At 44.8% G+C, this 18,186-nt stretch carries 21 protein-coding genes; 13 read left to right on the forward strand and 8 right to left on the reverse strand.

The features are described from left to right. The first annotated feature begins 190 nt into the window (after window positions 1–190). Window positions 191–667, forward strand: coding sequence for a MarR family winged helix-turn-helix transcriptional regulator (locus ACQEXP_RS08410; protein WP_138972636.1), 477 nt, complete (start codon window positions 191–193; stop codon window positions 665–667). Window positions 668–757: 90 nt separating this feature from the next. Then, window positions 758–1,807 carry a GGDEF domain-containing protein gene (locus tag ACQEXP_RS08415; RefSeq protein ID WP_426969392.1) on the forward strand — a complete coding sequence of 350 codons (1,050 nt, stop codon included), beginning with the start codon at window positions 758–760 and terminating at the stop codon, window positions 1,805–1,807. A 5-nt stretch (window positions 1,808–1,812) separates the two neighbouring features. Here the strand turns inward: ACQEXP_RS08415 and ACQEXP_RS08420 are convergent, their stop codons facing one another. Next, on the reverse strand, window positions 1,813–2,268 hold the full coding sequence (locus ACQEXP_RS08420) for an Lrp/AsnC family transcriptional regulator (protein ID WP_269374965.1): 456 nt from the start codon (window positions 2,266–2,268) through the stop codon (window positions 1,813–1,815). 146 nt (window positions 2,269–2,414) lie between these two features. Here ACQEXP_RS08420 and ACQEXP_RS08425 point away from each other — a divergent pair, with 146 nt between their 5' ends. The 3 genes from ACQEXP_RS08425 (at window position 2,415) to emrD (ending at window position 5,162) form a co-directional block, all read left to right on the forward strand. Then, on the forward strand, window positions 2,415–3,347 hold the full coding sequence (locus ACQEXP_RS08425; protein ID WP_426969488.1) for a DMT family transporter: 933 nt from the start codon (window positions 2,415–2,417) through the stop codon (window positions 3,345–3,347). Between the two features lie 90 nt (window positions 3,348–3,437). Next, window positions 3,438–3,746, forward strand: coding sequence for a cysteine-rich CWC family protein (locus ACQEXP_RS08430; RefSeq protein WP_426969394.1), 309 nt, complete (start codon window positions 3,438–3,440; stop codon window positions 3,744–3,746). A 210-nt stretch (window positions 3,747–3,956) separates the two neighbouring features. Further along, window positions 3,957–5,162, forward strand: coding sequence for a multidrug efflux MFS transporter EmrD (gene emrD, locus ACQEXP_RS08435; protein WP_426969396.1), 1,206 nt, complete (start codon window positions 3,957–3,959; stop codon window positions 5,160–5,162). Window positions 5,163–5,196: 34 nt separating this feature from the next. On the opposite strand, the gene viaA is transcribed toward emrD, so the two are convergent. Further along, entirely contained in the window at window positions 5,197–6,642 is a 1,446-nt protein-coding gene (gene viaA, locus ACQEXP_RS08440) for an ATPase RavA stimulator ViaA (protein WP_426969397.1), read from the reverse strand. Between the two features lie 9 nt (window positions 6,643–6,651). After that, window positions 6,652–8,316 (reverse strand): ATPase RavA domain-containing protein, encoded by a 1,665-nt coding sequence (locus tag ACQEXP_RS08445; protein ID WP_269374969.1) that lies wholly within the window; start codon window positions 8,314–8,316, stop codon window positions 6,652–6,654. A 274-nt stretch (window positions 8,317–8,590) separates the two neighbouring features. On the opposite strand from ACQEXP_RS08445, the gene ACQEXP_RS08450 reads away from it, so the two are divergent. The 3 genes from ACQEXP_RS08450 (at window position 8,591) to ACQEXP_RS08460 (ending at window position 10,517) form a co-directional block, all read left to right on the forward strand. Beyond that, window positions 8,591–9,115 (forward strand): NUDIX hydrolase, encoded by a 525-nt coding sequence (locus ACQEXP_RS08450; protein WP_269374970.1) that lies wholly within the window; start codon window positions 8,591–8,593, stop codon window positions 9,113–9,115. A gap of 11 nt (window positions 9,116–9,126) precedes the next feature. After that, a complete protein-coding gene (ltaE, locus tag ACQEXP_RS08455; protein WP_426969400.1) occupies window positions 9,127–10,134 on the forward strand; it encodes a low-specificity L-threonine aldolase in 1,008 nt (335 codons plus the stop codon). A 74-nt stretch (window positions 10,135–10,208) separates the two neighbouring features. Further along, the gene (locus ACQEXP_RS08460; RefSeq protein ID WP_426969402.1) at window positions 10,209–10,517 is read left to right on the forward strand and encodes a c-type cytochrome; all 309 of its coding nucleotides are present in this window, start codon (window positions 10,209–10,211) and stop codon (window positions 10,515–10,517) included. A gap of 136 nt (window positions 10,518–10,653) precedes the next feature. On the opposite strand, the gene ACQEXP_RS08465 is transcribed toward ACQEXP_RS08460, so the two are convergent. Together ACQEXP_RS08465 and ACQEXP_RS08470 are read right to left on the reverse strand one after the other, a co-directional pair. Next, a complete protein-coding gene (locus ACQEXP_RS08465; protein ID WP_426969403.1) occupies window positions 10,654–11,106 on the reverse strand; it encodes a GNAT family N-acetyltransferase in 453 nt (150 codons plus the stop codon). Between the two features lie 80 nt (window positions 11,107–11,186). Continuing rightward, the gene (locus ACQEXP_RS08470; protein ID WP_426969404.1) at window positions 11,187–11,621 is read right to left on the reverse strand and encodes a GNAT family N-acetyltransferase; all 435 of its coding nucleotides are present in this window, start codon (window positions 11,619–11,621) and stop codon (window positions 11,187–11,189) included. Window positions 11,622–11,876: 255 nt separating this feature from the next. On the opposite strand from ACQEXP_RS08470, the gene ACQEXP_RS08475 reads away from it, so the two are divergent. Further along, window positions 11,877–12,215: a cytosolic protein gene (locus ACQEXP_RS08475; protein ID WP_269374975.1), complete on the forward strand. Its 339-nt coding sequence runs from the start codon at window positions 11,877–11,879 to the stop codon at window positions 12,213–12,215. Window positions 12,216–12,384: 169 nt separating this feature from the next. On the opposite strand, the gene ppiC is transcribed toward ACQEXP_RS08475, so the two are convergent. Continuing rightward, on the reverse strand, window positions 12,385–12,663 hold the full coding sequence (gene ppiC, locus ACQEXP_RS08480; RefSeq protein WP_038177557.1) for a peptidylprolyl isomerase PpiC: 279 nt from the start codon (window positions 12,661–12,663) through the stop codon (window positions 12,385–12,387). Window positions 12,664–12,859: 196 nt separating this feature from the next. Between ppiC and ACQEXP_RS08485 the strand changes: the two genes are divergently transcribed. Further along, a complete protein-coding gene (locus tag ACQEXP_RS08485; protein ID WP_138972171.1) occupies window positions 12,860–13,795 on the forward strand; it encodes a chemotaxis protein in 936 nt (311 codons plus the stop codon). 193 nt (window positions 13,796–13,988) lie between these two features. Further along, a complete protein-coding gene (locus tag ACQEXP_RS08490) occupies window positions 13,989–15,005 on the forward strand; it encodes a GGDEF domain-containing protein (RefSeq protein WP_269374977.1) in 1,017 nt (338 codons plus the stop codon). 59 nt (window positions 15,006–15,064) lie between these two features. Here ACQEXP_RS08490 and ACQEXP_RS08495 read toward each other — a convergent pair whose 3' ends face one another. Further along, on the reverse strand, window positions 15,065–15,997 hold the full coding sequence (locus ACQEXP_RS08495) for an exopolyphosphatase (protein WP_426969406.1): 933 nt from the start codon (window positions 15,995–15,997) through the stop codon (window positions 15,065–15,067). Between the two features lie 195 nt (window positions 15,998–16,192). On the opposite strand from ACQEXP_RS08495, the gene ACQEXP_RS08500 reads away from it, so the two are divergent. Both ACQEXP_RS08500 and ACQEXP_RS08505 read left to right on the forward strand, forming a co-directional pair. Next, window positions 16,193–16,456 carry a putative hemolysin gene (locus ACQEXP_RS08500; RefSeq protein WP_269374979.1) on the forward strand — a complete coding sequence of 88 codons (264 nt, stop codon included), beginning with the start codon at window positions 16,193–16,195 and terminating at the stop codon, window positions 16,454–16,456. A gap of 193 nt (window positions 16,457–16,649) precedes the next feature. Further along, window positions 16,650–17,333, forward strand: a complete 684-nt coding sequence (locus tag ACQEXP_RS08505; RefSeq protein ID WP_269374980.1) for a hypothetical protein — start codon at window positions 16,650–16,652, stop codon at window positions 17,331–17,333. Here the strand turns inward: ACQEXP_RS08505 and ACQEXP_RS08510 are convergent. Next, window positions 17,296–18,129 carry a YdcF family protein gene (locus ACQEXP_RS08510; RefSeq protein ID WP_426969408.1) on the reverse strand — a complete coding sequence of 278 codons (834 nt, stop codon included), beginning with the start codon at window positions 18,127–18,129 and terminating at the stop codon, window positions 17,296–17,298. The two genes, ACQEXP_RS08505 and ACQEXP_RS08510, sit on opposite strands and share 38 nt — an antisense overlap. Between the last annotated feature and the right edge of the window lie 57 nt (window positions 18,130–18,186).

Below are 18,186 nucleotides of genomic sequence, written 5' to 3' on the forward strand. Positions count from 1 at the left end.
TTGAGTGGCTATTATTTACTCACAAAGATAAAATATCGACAAGAAAAACACTTCGTACACTAAACAATTTTAATTAAATAGTTTACTGATGATGGAATGGTGGCAATGCTGATTTGTGAGACTAGAGGCTTTAACTAGAGTGACATTTGATGTATTTTCCCTCCTTTTATCGAACCAGTGAGGAAGCGCATTGGAGAAGCACGAAGAAGTCCTAATTTCCATTCGCCAGATCATTCGAGCGATAGATTTACACTCTAAAAAACTGAGCAAAGAGTCAGGTCTAACCGGACCGCAATTAATACTCATGCGTTCGATTCAAGAGTTAGGCGATGTCACTATTCGTCAGTTGTCTGACCATACCAACATGAGCCAAGCAACGGCCACCACCATTCTTGACCGGCTGGAGCGCAATGGGCTGGTTCAGCGTGTGCGTAATAGTAAAGATAAACGGAAAGTCCATGCCCACCTGACTGACCAAGGCAAGAACGTGCTGGACAACGCACCGACTCCGCTGCAACAAAGCTTCATCACTAAATTTCAGAAACTGGAGGAGTGGGAGCAATCACTCTTGCTTTCCTCTGTACAGCGAATTTCATCGATGATGAACGCAGAGGATATTGATGTAGCTCCCGTTCTAGAACTCGGTAGTATCACCAAACCCGATTAACCAACCAAGATATTTGCTTTCATTTACCTTTATGATTACGTTTAAAGTTAAACAATAAACATCTAAAGCGGTCATAAAGGTGTAATGGTTATGGGCAAGACATTACCAAATTTGAACGACGAGGCGATTCTCGATCTCGCTAAGCAAAAGCAAGTGCTAAAGATTATCGCCGTCATCACGCTCGTAACTTTTGTACCATTAGGTATCAAAAACATCGTCGCTGGTGAAGTTATGCTCGGTGTTGTTTTGCTCGCGTTTGAAGTCTCTCTCCTGCTTGAAATCACCGCCATTGTTTATAATCGTTCGACTCTATTCGGTCACTATCTACCGCTATTTCTGCTGATTTTCTCCGCTGTATTATCGGTACGTGTTTTTGGCACTCTGGCGACGTACTGGATCTATCCAATCTTAATCAGCCTTATCTTCCTGCTCCCAGAAAGAGAAGCGGTTGTTTCCAACTTCATTATGATTACAGGCTCGGGTTTTGCCGCTTTGATGCACCAAGACGCGGCTGTGACGCTGCGATACGTTATTTCATTAACCGTAACCGCTATTATCGTTCATGTTGTGGTTCAAGCGATACGAGCTCTCCAACTCGAACTGCGCACGCTTCTCGTGCGAGATTCGCTTACCGGCGTCTACAATCGTCATGAACTCAACGCCTCACTTGAGAATGCGATAGAGCAATATCCGTGTTCATCAATTTCCCTAATCGATGTCGATAAATTTAAGTACTTTAACGATCAATTTGGTCATGATGTGGGCGATCGCATCTTGATTTCAATCGTTGCCAGCCTCCAACAAGAAGTATCTCCGACAGATAAGTTGTTCCGCCTCGGTGGCGATGAGTTCCTCATTCTGCATTACGGTAAAGATCAAATACTGGCCGAGGAGACCAGTCAGCGTATCCTCAACAAAGTCCGTCAGCTCCCTAGCCCCAGTGATCAGGCGATCACTATCAGTGTTGGTATCGCTGAATGTAGACCATTTGAAGAGAATAAAGAGTGGATAAAACGTGCTGATTTAGCGCTATATCAATCAAAACGTCATGGGCGCAATCGTATGACAAGCTATCACAATGCTATGGCCGATGACGTAGAGCGCTCCGGCGGAAAACGACAACGAGGCAATGCGAGTTAAGGCAGTCACTTAAAAATAGGTAGTTCGCTCCCGCCTTTGACCTGCCTGATGGCTAAGTGGGTATGAATATCTTTAACGTTCTCCAAGCGTTGAAGTTTACGAGTAAAGGACTCATAGCCCGCTAAATCATGACTGACAACTTCTAACAGATAGTCATACGCTCCCGACACGACATGGCAACTGATAACCTCATCCATTTCTTGAATCGCATGTTCAAAGTCGTCGATGCTGGCCGCTTGGTGGTTGTTGAGACTCACTTCAACAAATACAGTCATACCGACGCCAATCAAATCCTTGTTGAGTGTGGCGCGATAATTGGCAATGATACCCAGCTCCTCTAATCTTTTGATTCGACGAGCACATGGGGACGCAGACAACCCCACCTTATCGGCAATTTCCGCTGTCGCCTGACGAGCGTCTTGCTGTAAAAGTCGTAAAATGTGTTTATCAATTCTGTCCATCGTTACTCACGCACATTTCCATCAATTACTAACTCAATTTTAACTGAATCCGTCAAAATTTCTTAAATTCTCGGTCAATATTGCCAGATTTCACCTCGATATACATTCCATAATGTTCACAATTACTTTCAAGGTCACATATGGATATGGTTTCTGGATATCTGGCAATGGTTGCCACACTTTTACTCTGGTCAGGTTTTTTTCTTTCATTACGCAGCGGGGCTCATTCTGAACTGCTGACAGCGGATATTGCACTGACCCGTTTTCTGATCCCTTGTGTGATCCTACTTCCTCTTGTTTACAAAGCGAGACAACAGATCATGGCAGTGCCTAAACGCTATCTGATCGGCATGTTTATTGGCAGTGGTCTCCCCTATTTACTTGTAGCGGGTACCGGAATGACGTTGGCTCCGGTATCGGATGGCAGCGCCCTGGTTCCCGGCACCTTACCTTTGTTTGTATCCGGTATTGCCGTCATCCTGTTTAAGCAGCCATTAAGTCGCCATCGAATTGTTGGTTTGACCTTGGTGGTAATTGGTATTGGAACTTTTCTAACCCAGAGTCTTAGCCAAGCAGATCCTAATTTGCTTCAGGGGCATATGCTGTTTTTGATTGGTAGTGTCATGTGGGCGATGTTCACCATTTGTGCCCGTGTATCCAATCTCAATCCGTTGGCGGCTTCAGGGCTCATTGCACTGATGTCTAGCCTCTCGTTATTTCTCCTAATAGCGAGCGGTGCTATCGATAGCTACCTCTACAGCCATGCCTTTAGCGAGTGGCCGTGGGAGCAACTCAGCGGTCACTTCATGCTTCAGGGTGTCGGTGCTGGCATCATTGCCGCATTCACATACCTCCACGCGATCTCTGTCCTTGGAGCTGAGAGAACCGCAGCATTTGGCGCTGCGACGCCCGCCGTTGCTACCCTACTCGCCATACCTATTTTTTCGGAACAGCCTACCCCGTTGGGTTGGCTAGCCTTGTCTCTGATTTGTGTTGGCAGCCTGATTGCAAGCAACATTCTGATGAAGAAAGATACGTCAATGCAGTATCAGCCTCCCTCGTTTAAAAGTAAGGCGTAACAAGACTCACGATGTAGCACAGCTTTGATGTTAGCGGCAGAACTCGGTATAGTCCCTACTTAGATTTGTCACCAACAAGATGGAAATAACGTGAAAACTCCGTGTATCGCTGCCTGTAAGAATAACGAAGGTATATGTAGCGGCTGCTACCGTACGATAGATGAAGTAGTGAGCTGGCGACATTTGAGTGATCAAGAAAGGGATGAGACGATGGCGAATCTCCGTGGTGAAAACGCCAGCCATACTTGTCCTTCATGTAACCAAGCAGCCCAATGCGATATCAGTCAAGGTAAAGCGACTTGCTGGTGCTTTGATATCGAAAAACGCGATACTTCTAAACTGGATAATAACGACCTCTGTCTATGTCGCAAATGCCTATCTAGTCTGCCCATCGCATAATTACTCACCCACCAGCACATAATAATTTTGGATTAGATTTTCTAATCCAAATCTAAAATTTTTATCTTGCGTCAGTTCACACTTTTTAATTGCTAGAAACTGCAAGCCCCCTTAATATCTCGCGCCTGAAAGTCCCCTTTGTTTGTTTTAGTTATTAGCTTTGCTACTGCAAGGCTAATGTTTTTCGCGTTGATTTTAGGTGTTGTAGAAATGTCCGCCTCTGCTCAAGTAATTAAGTTAACCTTTCTAATTGCTATTCTGACTGCTGTGGGTCAAATGACTCAAACCATGTACGTGCCATCTATCGGCCACATGGCAAATGAGTTTTTAGTTAGTCCATCTGCACTTCAAGCAGTAATGGCCTGCTATCTGATCCCTTACGGGTTCTCGCAGTTCGTATATGGGCCGCTATCAGATCGTCTGGGGCGCAAACCAATCATCATTGCAGGACTGCTGATCTATATCGCAGGCACACTTGTGGCACTCTTTGCTCACGACTACGATTGGTTCCTAGCGGGTAGCTTTATCCAAGGCCTAGGCATCGGTTGTGGCGGCGCTATGTCTCGCACACTAACTCGCGATCTGTTTGATGGCGCTGAGCTGCACAAGGTGAATAGCTTGATTAGCATGTGTGTGATCTTTTCACCTCTTATTGCTCCGGTTTTGGGTGGCTATCTCACCGAGTCATTCGGGTGGCGTTCAAGCTACATGTTCTTAGCGCTATTTGGTATTGCTGTTGTGATTACTATGATGACTAGCTTTATCGAGACCTTACCTCGTGAAAAACGTCGTTATGAGAAAGTCACCAGCAGCTATCGTTATGTATTGTCAGATCGCCGTTTTCAAGGTTATCTGCTCTGCTTAGTCGCAACATTTTCAGGTATCGCTATCTTTGAAGCCGCCGCGGGTGTCTTGCTTGGTGGCGTATTGAAATTGCCAGCAACGACCGTCAGCCTACTGTTTGTCCTACCGATTCCGGGTTACTTGGTTGGTGCAGCGTTATCAAGCTATATCGCGACGAGAAAAAATGAAAAACACGCTTTGAGTGTTGGACTGGTCGCTATTATGGCTGGCTCCCTCGTGGTGTTGTTACCTGGATTAATGGGCCAAACAAGTGCTTTAACGCTCATTGGCGGTGCGACCATCTACTTTTTAGGCGCTGGCATATTGTTCCCAGCAGCAACGACAGGTGCACTATCACCTTTACCTTATCATGCTGGAACAGGTGGTGCGGTACTCGGTGGAATGCAAAACTTGGGCGCGGGATTGGCAACCCTTGGTGCATCTATGATTCCTGCACCGGATCAGATGCCGCTCGGTGCACTGATGTTGGTCATGTCAATTGTCGCTTTGCTCGGTCTGATTCGTGTTTACCGTAAGCACGATCCATCTAACGAAATGCCACTGGCGATTTAAAGTAAAAAGGAGCGCATCGCGCTCCTTTTTTTATCTACCATTTTTTCATCAATCGACCGACGAGATTCGGATGATAGGCCCACGTGTGGTCAAACATCGACATCAACTGAGGGTTGCCATACTTTGATAAGCTGATCGCGTGGAATCGATTTTTACGCGCTTTAAGCTTCTCGACTTGTTGCGCCATCTCATCTGACTGCTTAGGTGCGATAAAGTCAGAAATTACCACCATGTCAGCATTGCGATATTTGTCGCCGCACATCAAATCGATCGACTTCATCAGCACAGGTTCCAAATCCGTACCACCGTGAAAGCTGTAAGTAAGAAAATCACTCGCTTCGCGCAGACCATCTTGCTTCGTCAACTCATAGGTTATCTGTTCAGTAGAAAACAGAATCACGTAACATTCGCGGTCTTCAGCCAATGCAATTTGCATCAAGGCATAGGCCATCGCCTTTGCACACTGCTCTGGAAAGCCACTCATTGAGCCAGAGGCATCAACACAAACGATGAATGGCCCTTTTTCAACATCGACTTGCTTGTTGTCTGGTTGTTGTGCTCGGATCTTACGTAGTGTTCTTGATTTTCCCTGCATGCGGTAGTTCATTAATCGCTTATCGACTAAATGTTTGTAGAACACCACTTCCAACTCTGGATAGGCAAGAAACATGGTTTCATTAGGGAGTAGCTTGTTGAGATCGTCGCTCTGGTGAATGCCAACAATATCATCTGTTGCTTCGTCGGATTTCTCTTCGACCATTTGCAACTCTTCTGCTGGTGCGCGCTGTAGCTCTGGATCATCAACTTGCCCAGCCATTCGACCAAGCTGCTCAGCAATTTCTTGCAAGCCTTTGTTCTTTTTCAGAAATTCCGCATGACGCTTCATCACAGTCAAGTCAGATTTGCTTAGCTTCGCGGATGCCATATCCCACAATCGACCCACACTGCCTTCGTCCCCTTCTTCCGTCACTTTATCCATGTTTTTCATGGTTTCCATGCGTTGATAGAGATCTTTGAGGACTTTCTCTTTACTGACTTCCAGCTCATTTAACTGAGCCTGACGCAAAGCATCGGAAAGGCTTTGGTACCATTGATCACAAAAGTAATGGGGAAACATAGGGTTGTTGAGACCCTTATTTTTTTCCATTAAACGGCGGGCTTTTAGATAGAACGCGGAATGCCATTCTAGCTTTTTGATCACTTGAGGAATCTCTTCGAAGAACTGTGTTTCATCCCAGTGAATGACTTCCTGATACAGCGCCAGTTCTTGCTGAAAACGTTCTGTTTCACACACTTTAGTGATGCGCTTCTTCACGCTGCCACGCCATTTAAGCAGGTGATTTTTAACCGAGCTTTTCACACCGCGATTCTCTGCCATCACCATCACTTGTGAACGAGCAATGAGATCGTTAACCGCAGAATCGATAATCCCCGAGTCGGCGATGGCCAGTGCTAAGTTTAATCCATCGGCACCTAACATATCGGCTCCTTATGAGAAAAACTGGTTTAAGTTTTTAAAACGGAAAACCGTACGTTCACATTCAGACTTGGTCGACTCCAACACTTGTTGAAGGTTCTGCAAGCTCGCCTCCATCACACGTGGTAGTTCTTGATCAATAAAGCCGTGTGGTAACGCACCATGGAAGTTAGAACGAACTTTGCGTAAGTGATGTTCGGCGTTTTCTAGCTGTGACATCGCCTGCTCTGACTTAGTTAACCACTCTTGATAAAGTGACTCATCTAGCCCCTTGTTGGTTACGACAGAGACCAACACAGCGCGATTAGCAATATCCTTGATAACAAGATTATTCGCCGCATCGAGGTCAAAGCGCAGACGACACATATTGGTGTTCTGATTAACATAGCCATAGACATCCCCCTGACCATCTTTAATCACTCGCTCCAACTCATTCTTAGGCACGTACACCCAACGGCTGTCGCCCTTCTCCGATTCGGAAACCGACATATTGCTTTGGAGTAAAACCAACTTGACCAAATCAAATGCGCTGCCAACTTTGTAGCTCTTGGCGTTTGAAATATCGTAGCTGTGAATCTGCTTCTTAATCAGACCCGTTGTTGTTTCTGTACCCAGTGTTATACCAAATTGTGACTCCAGCGCTTCCTGAATATCTCCAAGCTCTTCGCGACATAGGGTGATTTGTTGCTCTACTTCCTGTTGGTCAAACGCGTGATTAAGAGCAAACTGCTTGATGACATTACGCACAACATCACGTGATTCAGGACTGTTCCACAAACAATCTTGCAGCAGGAGTAAATCAAGAGGGTTAATTGAATCACGACCGTTGAAATAAGCACTCGCTTTAAGGAGTTTTACCGCCTTCTTCCAGCGTCGGTCTGAGACATACATGTCGGTATCGGCAACATCGACTCCCGTTGTTGAGGTCGCCGCATTCTCTAGCATGGTTTTCAGTTCGAAAAGTTTTTCGAACACGTCATCTGACAATTCAAGTTTATCCAGCTCGGATTGCCACTGATGATACTCTTCGTCGGTAATCGCAAGACCTTCCGGAATAGCGGCTTCTTGCGGTGTACCAACCGTTAACATCGACTTAAAGTTGTTCTTATTCTGAATGCGATTAACGAACACTCGCACTAGCATTCGGTCATATAGCGCTTCTAGCCCGCTATCTTCGTCCGGCAGTTCATTGGACGCTGACACCAACAAACGCATCGGTACTCGATGGATATCGCTGCCATTTTTAAACGTTTTTTCGTTAACCACCGTAAGTAGCGTGTTAAGAATTGCTGGGCCTGCTTTCCAGATTTCGTCAAGAAACACCACTTGCGCTGTCGGCAAGTAGCCCTCAGTTAGACGTAGATAACGACCGTTGTCTTTGAGTTCTTGAATACTAAGTGGGCCAAACACTTCTTCGGGTGTCGAAAATCTGGTCATTAAATATTCAAAATAAGATGAGTTGTCAAAGGCTTGAATAAGACGTTTCGCAATCAGACTCTTGGCAATACCCGGAGGGCCAAGTAAGAAAACACTTTCACCCGCAAGGGCTGCGAGCAAACAGAGCTTGATGGTTTCTTCTCTTTCATAGACGCCATCAGAAAGCGCTTGAGCTAATTTACTGATCCGTTCAGAGAGCAATGCTTTTTGTGAGTGAGACACTCGATTTGGGCTAATCATTTTCGTGCTCTCCTAGGGCCATCTTGAAACCTTGTATGTATAATTTTATACATTTGTTATCACTTTGTTACAAGTGCATTTTTTTGATTGGACGGATCTTTATAGCAGAAGCGGTTTTTACGTAACTCCTTGAAATCAATGTTTGCACTTTTGAGAGTTTTATCACTGTTCTGCATGACCGACTCAGCAACTAGGAATGGAATTGATCTTTATCTCTTCAAGCCGAAGCTGTAATGTAGGCCAGTCTAGAGCTATGGACGAATAAAGCGATTCAATGGAAAATCAAACCAAAACTATCCATTCGTGGAAAAGCATTTCTTTGATAGAAGAAAATCTGACGCTTCCCAATGGCAAAAACATCACGCACACCACCATTTCTCATCCTGGAGCGACTGTTATTCTTCCGATTGATAACGATGGAAAGATCATTGTTATCAATCAGTACCGACCTTCATTGAAAAAATGGCTTCTGGAGTTACCCGCTGGAACGCTAGAGAGTGGCGAACCCGTCGAGGTTTGCGCCCACAGAGAGCTTGAAGAAGAGACTGGTTACAGCGCAAAAAGCATGATATCTCTAGGTCAGGTAACACCTCTCGCGGGTTTCTGTGATGAAATTCAATACCTATTCGTCGCGAAAGATCTCAGCCATACGCAACGTTACCAGTGCGACGAGGACGAGGTCATTGACGTTATCTCGCTATCGATAGAACAACTCGAACAAAAAATCATTCAAGGCGAAATCACCGATGCTAAAACGATCGCGTGTTTAAGCAAAGCCAAGCTATGTGGATATATTTAGGAGATTAATTTATGGATTTTCGTTCTGATACCGTAACCAAACCAACCGAAGCAATGCGCAAAGCAATGAGCGAAGCGCTTGTCGGTGATGATGTCTATGGTGATGACCCAACCGTTAATGAGTTGGAGCAATGGGCTGCGCAGCGACACGGTTTCGAAGCTGCACTATTTACCACATCGGGTACTCAGGCGAATCTACTTGGCTTAATGGCTCACTGTCAGCGCGGTGACGAGTATTTATGTGGTCAGCAAGCGCACAACTATAAGTACGAAGCTGGAGGTGCCGCAGTACTTGGCTCAATTCAACCTCAGCCGATTGAAAACAATCCAGACGGGACGCTCGATTTTGCAAAGCTTGCAGCAGCGATCAAACCGGATGACTCACACTTTGCTCGTACTAAATTACTCAGCCTCGAAAACACAATTAATGGCAAAGTGCTACCGCTTAGCTATTTAGCACAAGCGCGAGAGTTTGTAGATCACCACGGTTTAATGCTTCATCTTGACGGTGCGCGTGTTTACAACGCAGCAGTCGCACTGGATATCGATGTTAAAGAGATTGCCCAATACTTTGATTCCATGACTATCTGCTTATCAAAGGGACTCGCAGCACCGATTGGCTCTTTACTGCTAGGCAGCAGCGAATTTATCGCCCGTGCTCGTCGCTTACGTAAAATGGTCGGTGGTGGTATGCGTCAGGCGGGTATTTTGGCAGCGGCAGGCAAACTCGCATTAACTGAGCAAGTTGAACAACTCAAGTTAGATCATGCCAACGCTAAACGTCTTGCTGAAGGCCTAAGCAAGATCGATGGTTATCATGTTAAACCAGAGTTGGTAGAAACGAATATTGTGTTTGCCAAACTCGATGAGAAGATTGATATCAAACAGATCGCGGCAAAACTGGCAGACGATGGCATCACAGTTTCACCAGGAAACCCTATTCGCTTCGTCACTCATAAAGATGTCACAGGCGAAGATATTGATACTTTGCTAGCAAAACTGGCACAGTACAGCCAATAATGACTTCAAACTCTTGAGCTTCCCCTAAGGGGAAGCTTTATTCTACTACCATCATTGTTTACCGAGCTCAACTGATGGCAAGAGTCTTCTTACTTCTACTGTTACTGTCACCCTTCTCTCAAGCTGAATCATTCGGCGACCCAGAACTAGGCAAAATCAAAGCCCCAAGCTGCGTCTTTTGTCATGGTCAAACTGGGGAAGCGGTTAAGCCGTCTTACCCTAACATCAATGGTCAAAACGCTCAGTATCTATACCAATCTATGAAAGATTATCAGCAAGGTAATCGGACTGGGCCACTGGCAGAAATGATGAAAGGTCAGCTTTCGCGCCTTAATGATCAAGATCTAAAAGACATTGCCGCCTACTTTTCCCGTCAAAACTAACGTCGGCAAATAGAACAAAGCCTTCGGCTCAACGAAGGCTCTGTTGTCGCGCGTTTGTCATCTTTACGCCCATTCGGTGTGTGTCCTGTCTACACTTCTATAGTCTTTCGTTATACTCGTACTCTCGACATTAGGACTAATCAGTTAACTCATCCTCGACGAGCACAGCCTTACGCTTTGTACCTTCAATTTCAAAGCCAAAGGATTTGTACAACGCCAGTGCGGCTGTATTGTTAGCGTGAACTTCTAGCTCTAGGCGTGATAAATCAAGCGTTTTATCACTATAAGACAATAAGTGTTCCATCAAGAAACGACCAACACCTTTTCCTCGGGATGCTTTCGCCACCGCAATTCCAAAAGACGCTGAATGCTTTAGTCTTGGTTTTTCAGTAGTGATGATCGACAAATGACCCAAAATTTCCCCGTCAGTGTCAACCGCCACAAAATTGTGCTGGCTATCATTAAACATTGAATCAAACTCTTCCCGTTTAATGTCAGGTAAGTAGCGATTATTATTCACCACTTCTTTGTCTATATAAATGTCGTATAATGCAGACAAGTCTGCTGAACTCATTGTTCTTATTTTCATAGAGCACCAAATTTCAAATAATTCACTCAAGCGAACATTAGCCTTTAGCAATCAGTTTTTTTAGTGTCATTTACCATGCACTAGACATTGTTATTACTCGAACTGTTGAATGAGTACATTCGAACTTCATCTCGAGCAAACCAACCTAGCCTTTGATAAAACTGTTGGGCATTAATATTGTCGTTATACACAAACAAATGAGTCTTCGGGATACCTATTTTGGCCAGAGCGTTCACCGCTTGGTCTACCAGCCTACGACCTAACTTTTTACCTCGACACTGCGGTGATACCGCTAAATGCTGTAGATAGCCTCTGCGTCCATCTGTGCCGACCAATACTGCACCAACGATTTCACTATTAATTTCTGCGACAAAGCTTAACTCAGGATTACGCTCTAAATAATTAGCGATACTTTCTCTTGAGTCCGCATCCCGAATACTCATGCCCTCAGTTTGCCCCCAGAGAGCAATTACTTTGTCATAGTCCGCGATCTCCATTTCACGAATGTTTACCACTGTACACTCCTAACGTATGACGCTAATTAGGCGGCTAATAGCCGCTTTTCACTCTCACATAGTGCCGTCTTTCAACTACTGGTTCAATGAACAATCAATACGTTTGCGCAGGACGAAGTCAGGTTTATACGATATGAATAGATAAAAGGCCAAACGAATATGGGGTGAGAATTACTGCCTTTACCAACTAAACCCCTACTATGTTATCTCCTGATAGTGATAAAATCTTCGCATCAGAATTCCCCGAGAAACTCTATGTTTATCCATCATGTTAATGACATCGACTGGCTGGTGATTACCGCTTTTGAAGAACTGAAAACGCTTTTTATCGAAGAAGCCGGTGCGATCCCCGCTTGCTTCTCTACTACCAGCGAATTGAGCCTGATAGATCAAGCCAAACGCACTTATGGATATTTGCCTAAACTCAGTGGCGTGATCACTGACACTGGCACTTTTCAAAGCCCAAATATCGAGGAAGATTTGCATCCACAGCTTGCCTGCTTAGTTGAAGGTCGTGGTCGAGTGTTTATCTATCACGGCGGCTATGTGGCTTTTGTCGATGACGAGCAAACTTTAATTACTCGAATGAGCTAAAAGTTTTTCAGTAGATTGAAGCCGAATAATTAACATCCCTAGCAGGGAATGGGGCAGTTAAGATGGCAGAACAGTATGCATCTGCCATCTATTGATGTTTGTGATTGGCTATAAGAGGCGGTACAGATTCGGTTTGGGACGCTGACAAGCTCTGTGCAGAATTCAAGCCTTATGTTCTGTAAAGCACTTTCACAACGTGCCACCCAAACTTGGTTTTTACTAGGTGCGGGACAAGCGTTTCGCCAGAGAAACAGACTTTGTCAAACTGAGGCACCATTTGCCCACGTCTGAACTCACCAAGGTCACCACCACGCTTACCCGACGGGCAGGTCGAATACTTCTTTGCTAATGTCTGAAATTTAGCGCCCTTTTTAAGCTGTTTAATGATGTCTTCTGCCTGTTCTTTATGTTTAACAAGAATATGCAGAGCAGCTGCTGTATTGGCCATGTTAATGCCTCGTGATTGGTAACTAATATGGTGCCGATTGTACCCGATCAAAATGAGATCTTCATCAAAGCGATGAGTTAATAATATTGAAAACCTCTGACTCTCAGCCAAACGATAACAAAATTGATATAGGTTCATTGATCCTAAATGGTTTTACATTACCATGTAAGGTAACAAGTACTCGGATGAAGATGGTATGGCCAAGACAATTAGTAAAGCAAATCAATCGCAAGGTATGCTGATGTTTACTCTCACGAGTAACAAACAGCTATTTGCTATTGGTACACTTAAAGTACGCGAAATCGTCCCATATCAACCAACAACACAGATCCCTTATTCTCACCATCATGTCATTGGAACGGTCACTATTCGTAATAAGACTATTCCGGTGATAAATATGCCCGCTGCGATTGGTTTTCGTCCCATTCAGCCAGAAGAGTATGATTCATGCTATTTGATTGTGACTGACTGTCTACGAACGATAGTCGCCTTTATGGTTCGCTCAATCGAAAAGATTATTGAATGTGACTGGAAGTCGATAGAATCCGCACCAAAAACAGCCGGCAATAATGTGTTCGTTACGGGGATTACCCGATACAAAGATCAGATTGTACAAATGCTCGATGTCGAGCTGCTGTTGTCAAAAATCTATCCTCAGTATGAGTCCACCAATATTCCTATGCTCACTGATATTGAGCGTGAGCGCTTAAAAGCCCTCAGAATCCTGTTGGTTGATGACTCTTCTATCGCTCGTAAGCAGCTGTCTGACGCCCTTGATAGTATCAATATCCCCTATCAAATCTGTAACAACGGGCTGGATGCTTTGGCGTTAATGCGTGCATGCGCTGCCAAAGGCGAGGCTATCGATATGTTAGTAAGTGATATTGAAATGCCAGGGCTTGATGGTTATGAACTGGCATTCGAGACCCAAAATGAGCGGGAGTTGAGTAACAGCTATGTCATTTTACATACCTCACTCTCTAGCGAGATTTGTGTAGAACGTGCTCAGCAAGTGGGAGCACATGAAGCGCTAGAAAAATTCAACGCAGGCGATTTGATTCAGGCTATGTTACGTGGCGCTAGCAGACTGGAAGAAGGCAACGTAAGAAGCGAAGTTATTGTCGGCGAATAAGCGCCAACAGTCAGGATGTTAAATTCGTCGCGCTTCATTTGCTCAATCTCTATACAGCTTCTAGTATTTAGATGTGCTAAAGTTCATATAATCAATCAATAAGTCAGTACAAAGTATTAGTAAATCAAGCATCTATGCGTTTTATCCGCTAATCTTAACGAACAGGTGCCTAGAGTAAGAATGCTCATAAAACATGACAGACGACGACTTTAAAAAATCGACGGCAAATTTAAAAAAAGCCGTCCCGCTAATGATGAAAAATCACGTAGCTGCTACCCCAGCAAACTATGCACTTTGGTACACCTATGTAGACAACGCGATCCCTCAGCTAAATAGAGAACTAGACAGCGTTTTAGAAAACTATGGCATCTGCCCACCAGCGGCAGGCGAACAACTCTATAACAACTATGTTGCCACTCGTTCTGAAACCGACATGAGGAATCTTCGCGCGAATATTGAGATTCTGGTGAACGAAGTAGCCAGTTCAATGACTGACACGCTCTCTGACACCTCTGAATTTTCACAACTGATTGATAAGAGCTTTGACAGCCTTGAAAGAGTGGAAGATGAATCGGTTTCTCTCGAAGAAGTGATGACCGTGATAAGACAGTTGGTGGCAGAATCAAGAGAGATTCGTCATTCGACTCGATTCCTCAACAGCCAGCTTGCAAACGCGGCAAAAGAGATCAATCAGCTTAAAAGTCAATTAGCCGAAGTGCAGCAAGACGCGCTTTTTGATGCACTAACCAGCCTTTACAACCGTCGCGCATTCGATAGTGATATCAAAACACTATGTCGAGCAGAGCAGAAAATGTGTTTAGTCCTTGCGGACATTGATCACTTCAAGACCTTTAACGACTCGTACGGACACTTGTTCGGAGATACGGTTATTAAAGGGATTGCTCGTAGGATGCAATTAAGTTGCCGAGAAGGGATTCATGCATACCGCTTTGGTGGTGAAGAGTTTGCGCTGATTATTCCAAATAAGTCTCTTCGCATCGCTAGACAGTTTGCTGAGAGCCTGAGACGAACCATTGAAAAGCTTTCCGTTAAAGACAGACGTACCGCTAAGTCGGTCGGCAATATCACTATTTCATTGGGTGTTGCCGAGCTAGAGCCGGGAGAGTCGCCTGATTCACTGATTGAGAGAGCTGACAAACTGCTTTATGAGGCCAAACAGCTAGGCCGTAACCGTGTTATGCCCATTTAGGGCTTAGTAGACAGGTAGACATTGAAGCCCCAGCCAATCGCGCTGGGGCTTTTTTGTTCTTAACCGTCTGAGGTGATGGCTTTGATCAGTTCTTGCTCAACTTCATCTGCTCGTTGGTTGTCAATCTGACAAGTGCCAGCAGCTTTGTGTCCACCACCGCCATATTTGAGCATCAGTTCCCCCACATTAGTCTTAGAGCTGCGATCAAATATCGATTTGCCGGTTGCAAATACCGTGTTCTGCTTTTGGAAGCCCCACATTTTATGGATTGAGATATTACATTGTGGGTAAAGCGCGTAGATGATGAAGCGATTACCGGCATAGATAACCTCTTCTCCGGTCAAATCCAGTACCACTAGATTGTTGTAAACCGTTGCACAACGCTGTATCTGCTGTTTAAACAAGTTTTCATGTTCACGATAGAGGTCGATTCTCTCTCTCACATCAGGCAATCGTAAGATTTCATCAATCGTATGGTTTTTACAATACTCAATTAGATCCATCATTAAGCTGTAGTTCGAAATTCTGAAATCTCGAAAACGCCCAAGCCCAGTGCGGGCGTCCATCAAGAAGTTGAGTAGGTTCCAGCCTGTAGAGTCGAGCACTTCATCACGACTAAACTGAGCGGAGTCCCCTTTGTCAACAGCGGCCATCATATCAAGCCAGCGGCTTGGGAAAGTTTGCTCACCACCATAATGCTCCCAAACAACACGAGCGGCTGAAGGCGCGTTTGGGTCGATAATGTGGTTCTTTCTTTCGCCCTGATTGCGCATCACTTCTGACAAATGGTGGTCAAAGACAAGGTGCGCTTGTTCAACGTATGGCAGATTGGTCACAATATCATTCGCCGTAATTTCCACTACGCCATCTTGCATATCTTTAGGGTGAACAAATTTAATATCATCAATCAGTTCGAGCTGCCTAAGTAACACGGCACAAACCAATCCATCAAAATCACTACGAGTTACAAGTCGATGTTTTCTATCCGACATCTGGCACTTCCTATGCTTAGAATTATTTTAGAGACACAACACACTTAGCAATAATCTTTGTGCTTATTTATAAGTGTGCTGAATTGTTACTTTTAATTTTAGACATCGACTACTTTTTAACAAACTCAAGACAGAAATTTTAGTTCAATCCTCTATACTCGATATGCTACCAATTGATTCAATTGAGGAAACTCTATGAGAAATGCCTATTTAGCTCTGGCAATATCCAGTGCTGTATTACTCGCAGGCTGCGCGAGCGAGCCAGATGAATACGAAGTGAAAGAGTACACATCTCTTGCTAACCCTGCTGCGGTTTATTGTGTCCAGCAAGGTGGAGCGCTTGAGACGGTGACGGAAGATGCAAAACGAGTCACCTACTGCGTATTACAAGACGATCAACGCGTTGAGCAGTGGGAGTACTACCGAAACAATCATAAGCAAGAGAGCGACAATAGCTAATTGCTTGAGCTGAATCGGTTTGGCACGAGAAACCTATTCGTTTGGTTATATGAAAGAGAGAGCACTGCCTCTCTCTTTTTGATCTCAAGTGTACACTGTTCAGTTATGACATTTCTCTGACAAAAGAACCAAGGCGGAAAATAAAATGTGACAAAAATCACACAAACTTTTCTGCACAAAGGCGATAGATGCCATGAAATGCCAAACCTCAACCGATCATCCAGTCGATCACCCCGCAGTGGTCACTGTTAGCTCAAAAGCTACATTCCAACGAGTTGCCCTGAATGTCTTAGTTCTAGCCGCACTCAGTATCTTTGTGAATCTCTGCTTGCGCGTCGATTTTACTCTACTTCATCATGGTTTAAGCGAAAGCTCTATGACAGAGTTGGCTCAATCACTCATGCTTGCAGTCACGAGCTTGGCGTTCTTTCTACTAGCCCAACGCAATCGCTCTATTCGTCACGCATCGATACTGATCAGCGGTTTCTTTGCTGTGCTGTTTATACGCGAGTCCGATGTGTGGTTTGATTTGATATTTCATGGTGCGTGGGTTATCCCTGCCCTTTTGGTCACATGTTCTGCGTGCTTTTATGCTTACCGTGGAGGAAGTGATTCAATTCAACAGCTTGCCAAGATCTTAAACAGTCGATATATGCCGATGTTGATCACCGCAGTGGTGTTGCTGCTGGTATTTTCTCGTTTGTACGGGATGGGCTCGTTTTGGCACTCCGTGATGGAGGAGCACTATCTGCGAGAGGTAAAAAACCTATCAGAAGAAGCGATCGAGCTGCTTTGCTACAGCCTGATTTCACTCAGTGCCGTTAAGACTTATTTCCTTCTCACAAAGTCTGACGCTCAGGATCGTACTGGCGATTAAGCTTCGTCAGCGTCACATCAAGCCGATTGAGCTGTTGTAGCGTTTCTTCGCGACTCAATTGCGGGGTAGTCATTTCGACTGCCCTTTTTATCACATCAAGATCAGCTAGCGTCTCCTCATCCCCTATACATTTTTCAAGCTCAATAAGCGCATTGCGAGCAATTTGGTATGGTTGCTCCCTCACATCAGCCAACGGCCGTTTAAAGACTTTTGACACGTACCCTTGCAGATAAACTCGATACGTAGTCAGTTCATCGAGTAGCAAAAACACTCGGCTAAACTCATTGTGATGCGGATAAGGCACTGAATAGTGAGCACCGACCGCCCTATCTATCTTGATGGGTAGCCCCGTCTCAGCACATCGCTTTTCCAATACACGCAATAAGCCCTGTTCGTCCATCAACGCCTGTATTTCAAATATCCGTTTGAGGTGGTAGTCGTTCGAGACGAGTTGGACATTAATCCCCTCTCCCTTCGCACAGAGACCACTCTCAATCAATTTGTTGGCAGCATTACCAATATTCTCAATGGTGTTGGTGGATTGGTCTTCAAGAAGCAAATATGGTGGACTGAGTTCGGTACCAGCAACGCAACGTTTGAAGTAATCATACATAGCTTGCGCCTCAGTCACGGTTTGGCCCTCAGTGACTCCACCACAAAATAGAACCACAGTTTGACGCAAGTCTTTTGTCGCTAGAAGCGCTAGCAAAGCTTCCACTCTTGAGCGACCTTCAGCCGTAATCGTGTTATCGACCAGCCGTTTTCCGAGAACTAGCACTACATTCATAATGTCCATTATTTACTCATGTCTCAATTATTCCTACTAACGATACGAGAAACTGTACAAGTATTG

Source organism: Vibrio sp. TRT 1302 (genome assembly GCF_050113875.1).
GTDB lineage: Bacteria > Pseudomonadota > Gammaproteobacteria > Enterobacterales > Vibrionaceae > Vibrio.

What these genes read in the sequence shown, in the direction of transcription:
- ACQEXP_RS08445 (WP_269374969.1), bottom strand. Translation starts at nt 8,316, where the DNA reads ATGATTAGCCCAAATCGAGTGTCTCACTCACAAAAAGCATTGCTCTCT.
- ppiC (WP_038177557.1), bottom strand. Translation starts at nt 12,663, where the DNA reads ATGGCCAATACAGCAGCTGCTCTGCATATTCTTGTTAAACATAAAGAA.
- ACQEXP_RS08420 (WP_269374965.1), bottom strand. Translation starts at nt 2,268, where the DNA reads ATGGACAGAATTGATAAACACATTTTACGACTTTTACAGCAAGACGCT.
- ltaE (WP_426969400.1), top strand. Translation starts at nt 9,127, where the DNA reads ATGGATTTTCGTTCTGATACCGTAACCAAACCAACCGAAGCAATGCGC.
- ACQEXP_RS08450 (WP_269374970.1), top strand. Translation starts at nt 8,591, where the DNA reads ATGGAAAATCAAACCAAAACTATCCATTCGTGGAAAAGCATTTCTTTG.
- ACQEXP_RS08465 (WP_426969403.1), bottom strand. Translation starts at nt 11,106, where the DNA reads ATGAAAATAAGAACAATGAGTTCAGCAGACTTGTCTGCATTATACGAC.
- ACQEXP_RS08460 (WP_426969402.1), top strand. Translation starts at nt 10,209, where the DNA reads ATGGCAAGAGTCTTCTTACTTCTACTGTTACTGTCACCCTTCTCTCAA.
- ACQEXP_RS08415 (WP_426969392.1), top strand. Translation starts at nt 758, where the DNA reads ATGGGCAAGACATTACCAAATTTGAACGACGAGGCGATTCTCGATCTC.
- ACQEXP_RS08500 (WP_269374979.1), top strand. Translation starts at nt 16,193, where the DNA reads ATGAGAAATGCCTATTTAGCTCTGGCAATATCCAGTGCTGTATTACTC.
- ACQEXP_RS08425 (WP_426969488.1), top strand. Translation starts at nt 2,415, where the DNA reads ATGGTTTCTGGATATCTGGCAATGGTTGCCACACTTTTACTCTGGTCA.
- ACQEXP_RS08475 (WP_269374975.1), top strand. Translation starts at nt 11,877, where the DNA reads ATGTTTATCCATCATGTTAATGACATCGACTGGCTGGTGATTACCGCT.
- ACQEXP_RS08490 (WP_269374977.1), top strand. Translation starts at nt 13,989, where the DNA reads ATGACAGACGACGACTTTAAAAAATCGACGGCAAATTTAAAAAAAGCC.
- viaA (WP_426969397.1), bottom strand. Translation starts at nt 6,642, where the DNA reads ATGTTAGGTGCCGATGGATTAAACTTAGCACTGGCCATCGCCGACTCG.
- ACQEXP_RS08485 (WP_138972171.1), top strand. Translation starts at nt 12,860, where the DNA reads ATGGCCAAGACAATTAGTAAAGCAAATCAATCGCAAGGTATGCTGATG.
- emrD (WP_426969396.1), top strand. Translation starts at nt 3,957, where the DNA reads ATGTCCGCCTCTGCTCAAGTAATTAAGTTAACCTTTCTAATTGCTATT.
- ACQEXP_RS08495 (WP_426969406.1), bottom strand. Translation starts at nt 15,997, where the DNA reads ATGTCGGATAGAAAACATCGACTTGTAACTCGTAGTGATTTTGATGGA.
- ACQEXP_RS08505 (WP_269374980.1), top strand. Translation starts at nt 16,650, where the DNA reads ATGAAATGCCAAACCTCAACCGATCATCCAGTCGATCACCCCGCAGTG.
- ACQEXP_RS08510 (WP_426969408.1), bottom strand. Translation starts at nt 18,129, where the DNA reads ATGGACATTATGAATGTAGTGCTAGTTCTCGGAAAACGGCTGGTCGAT.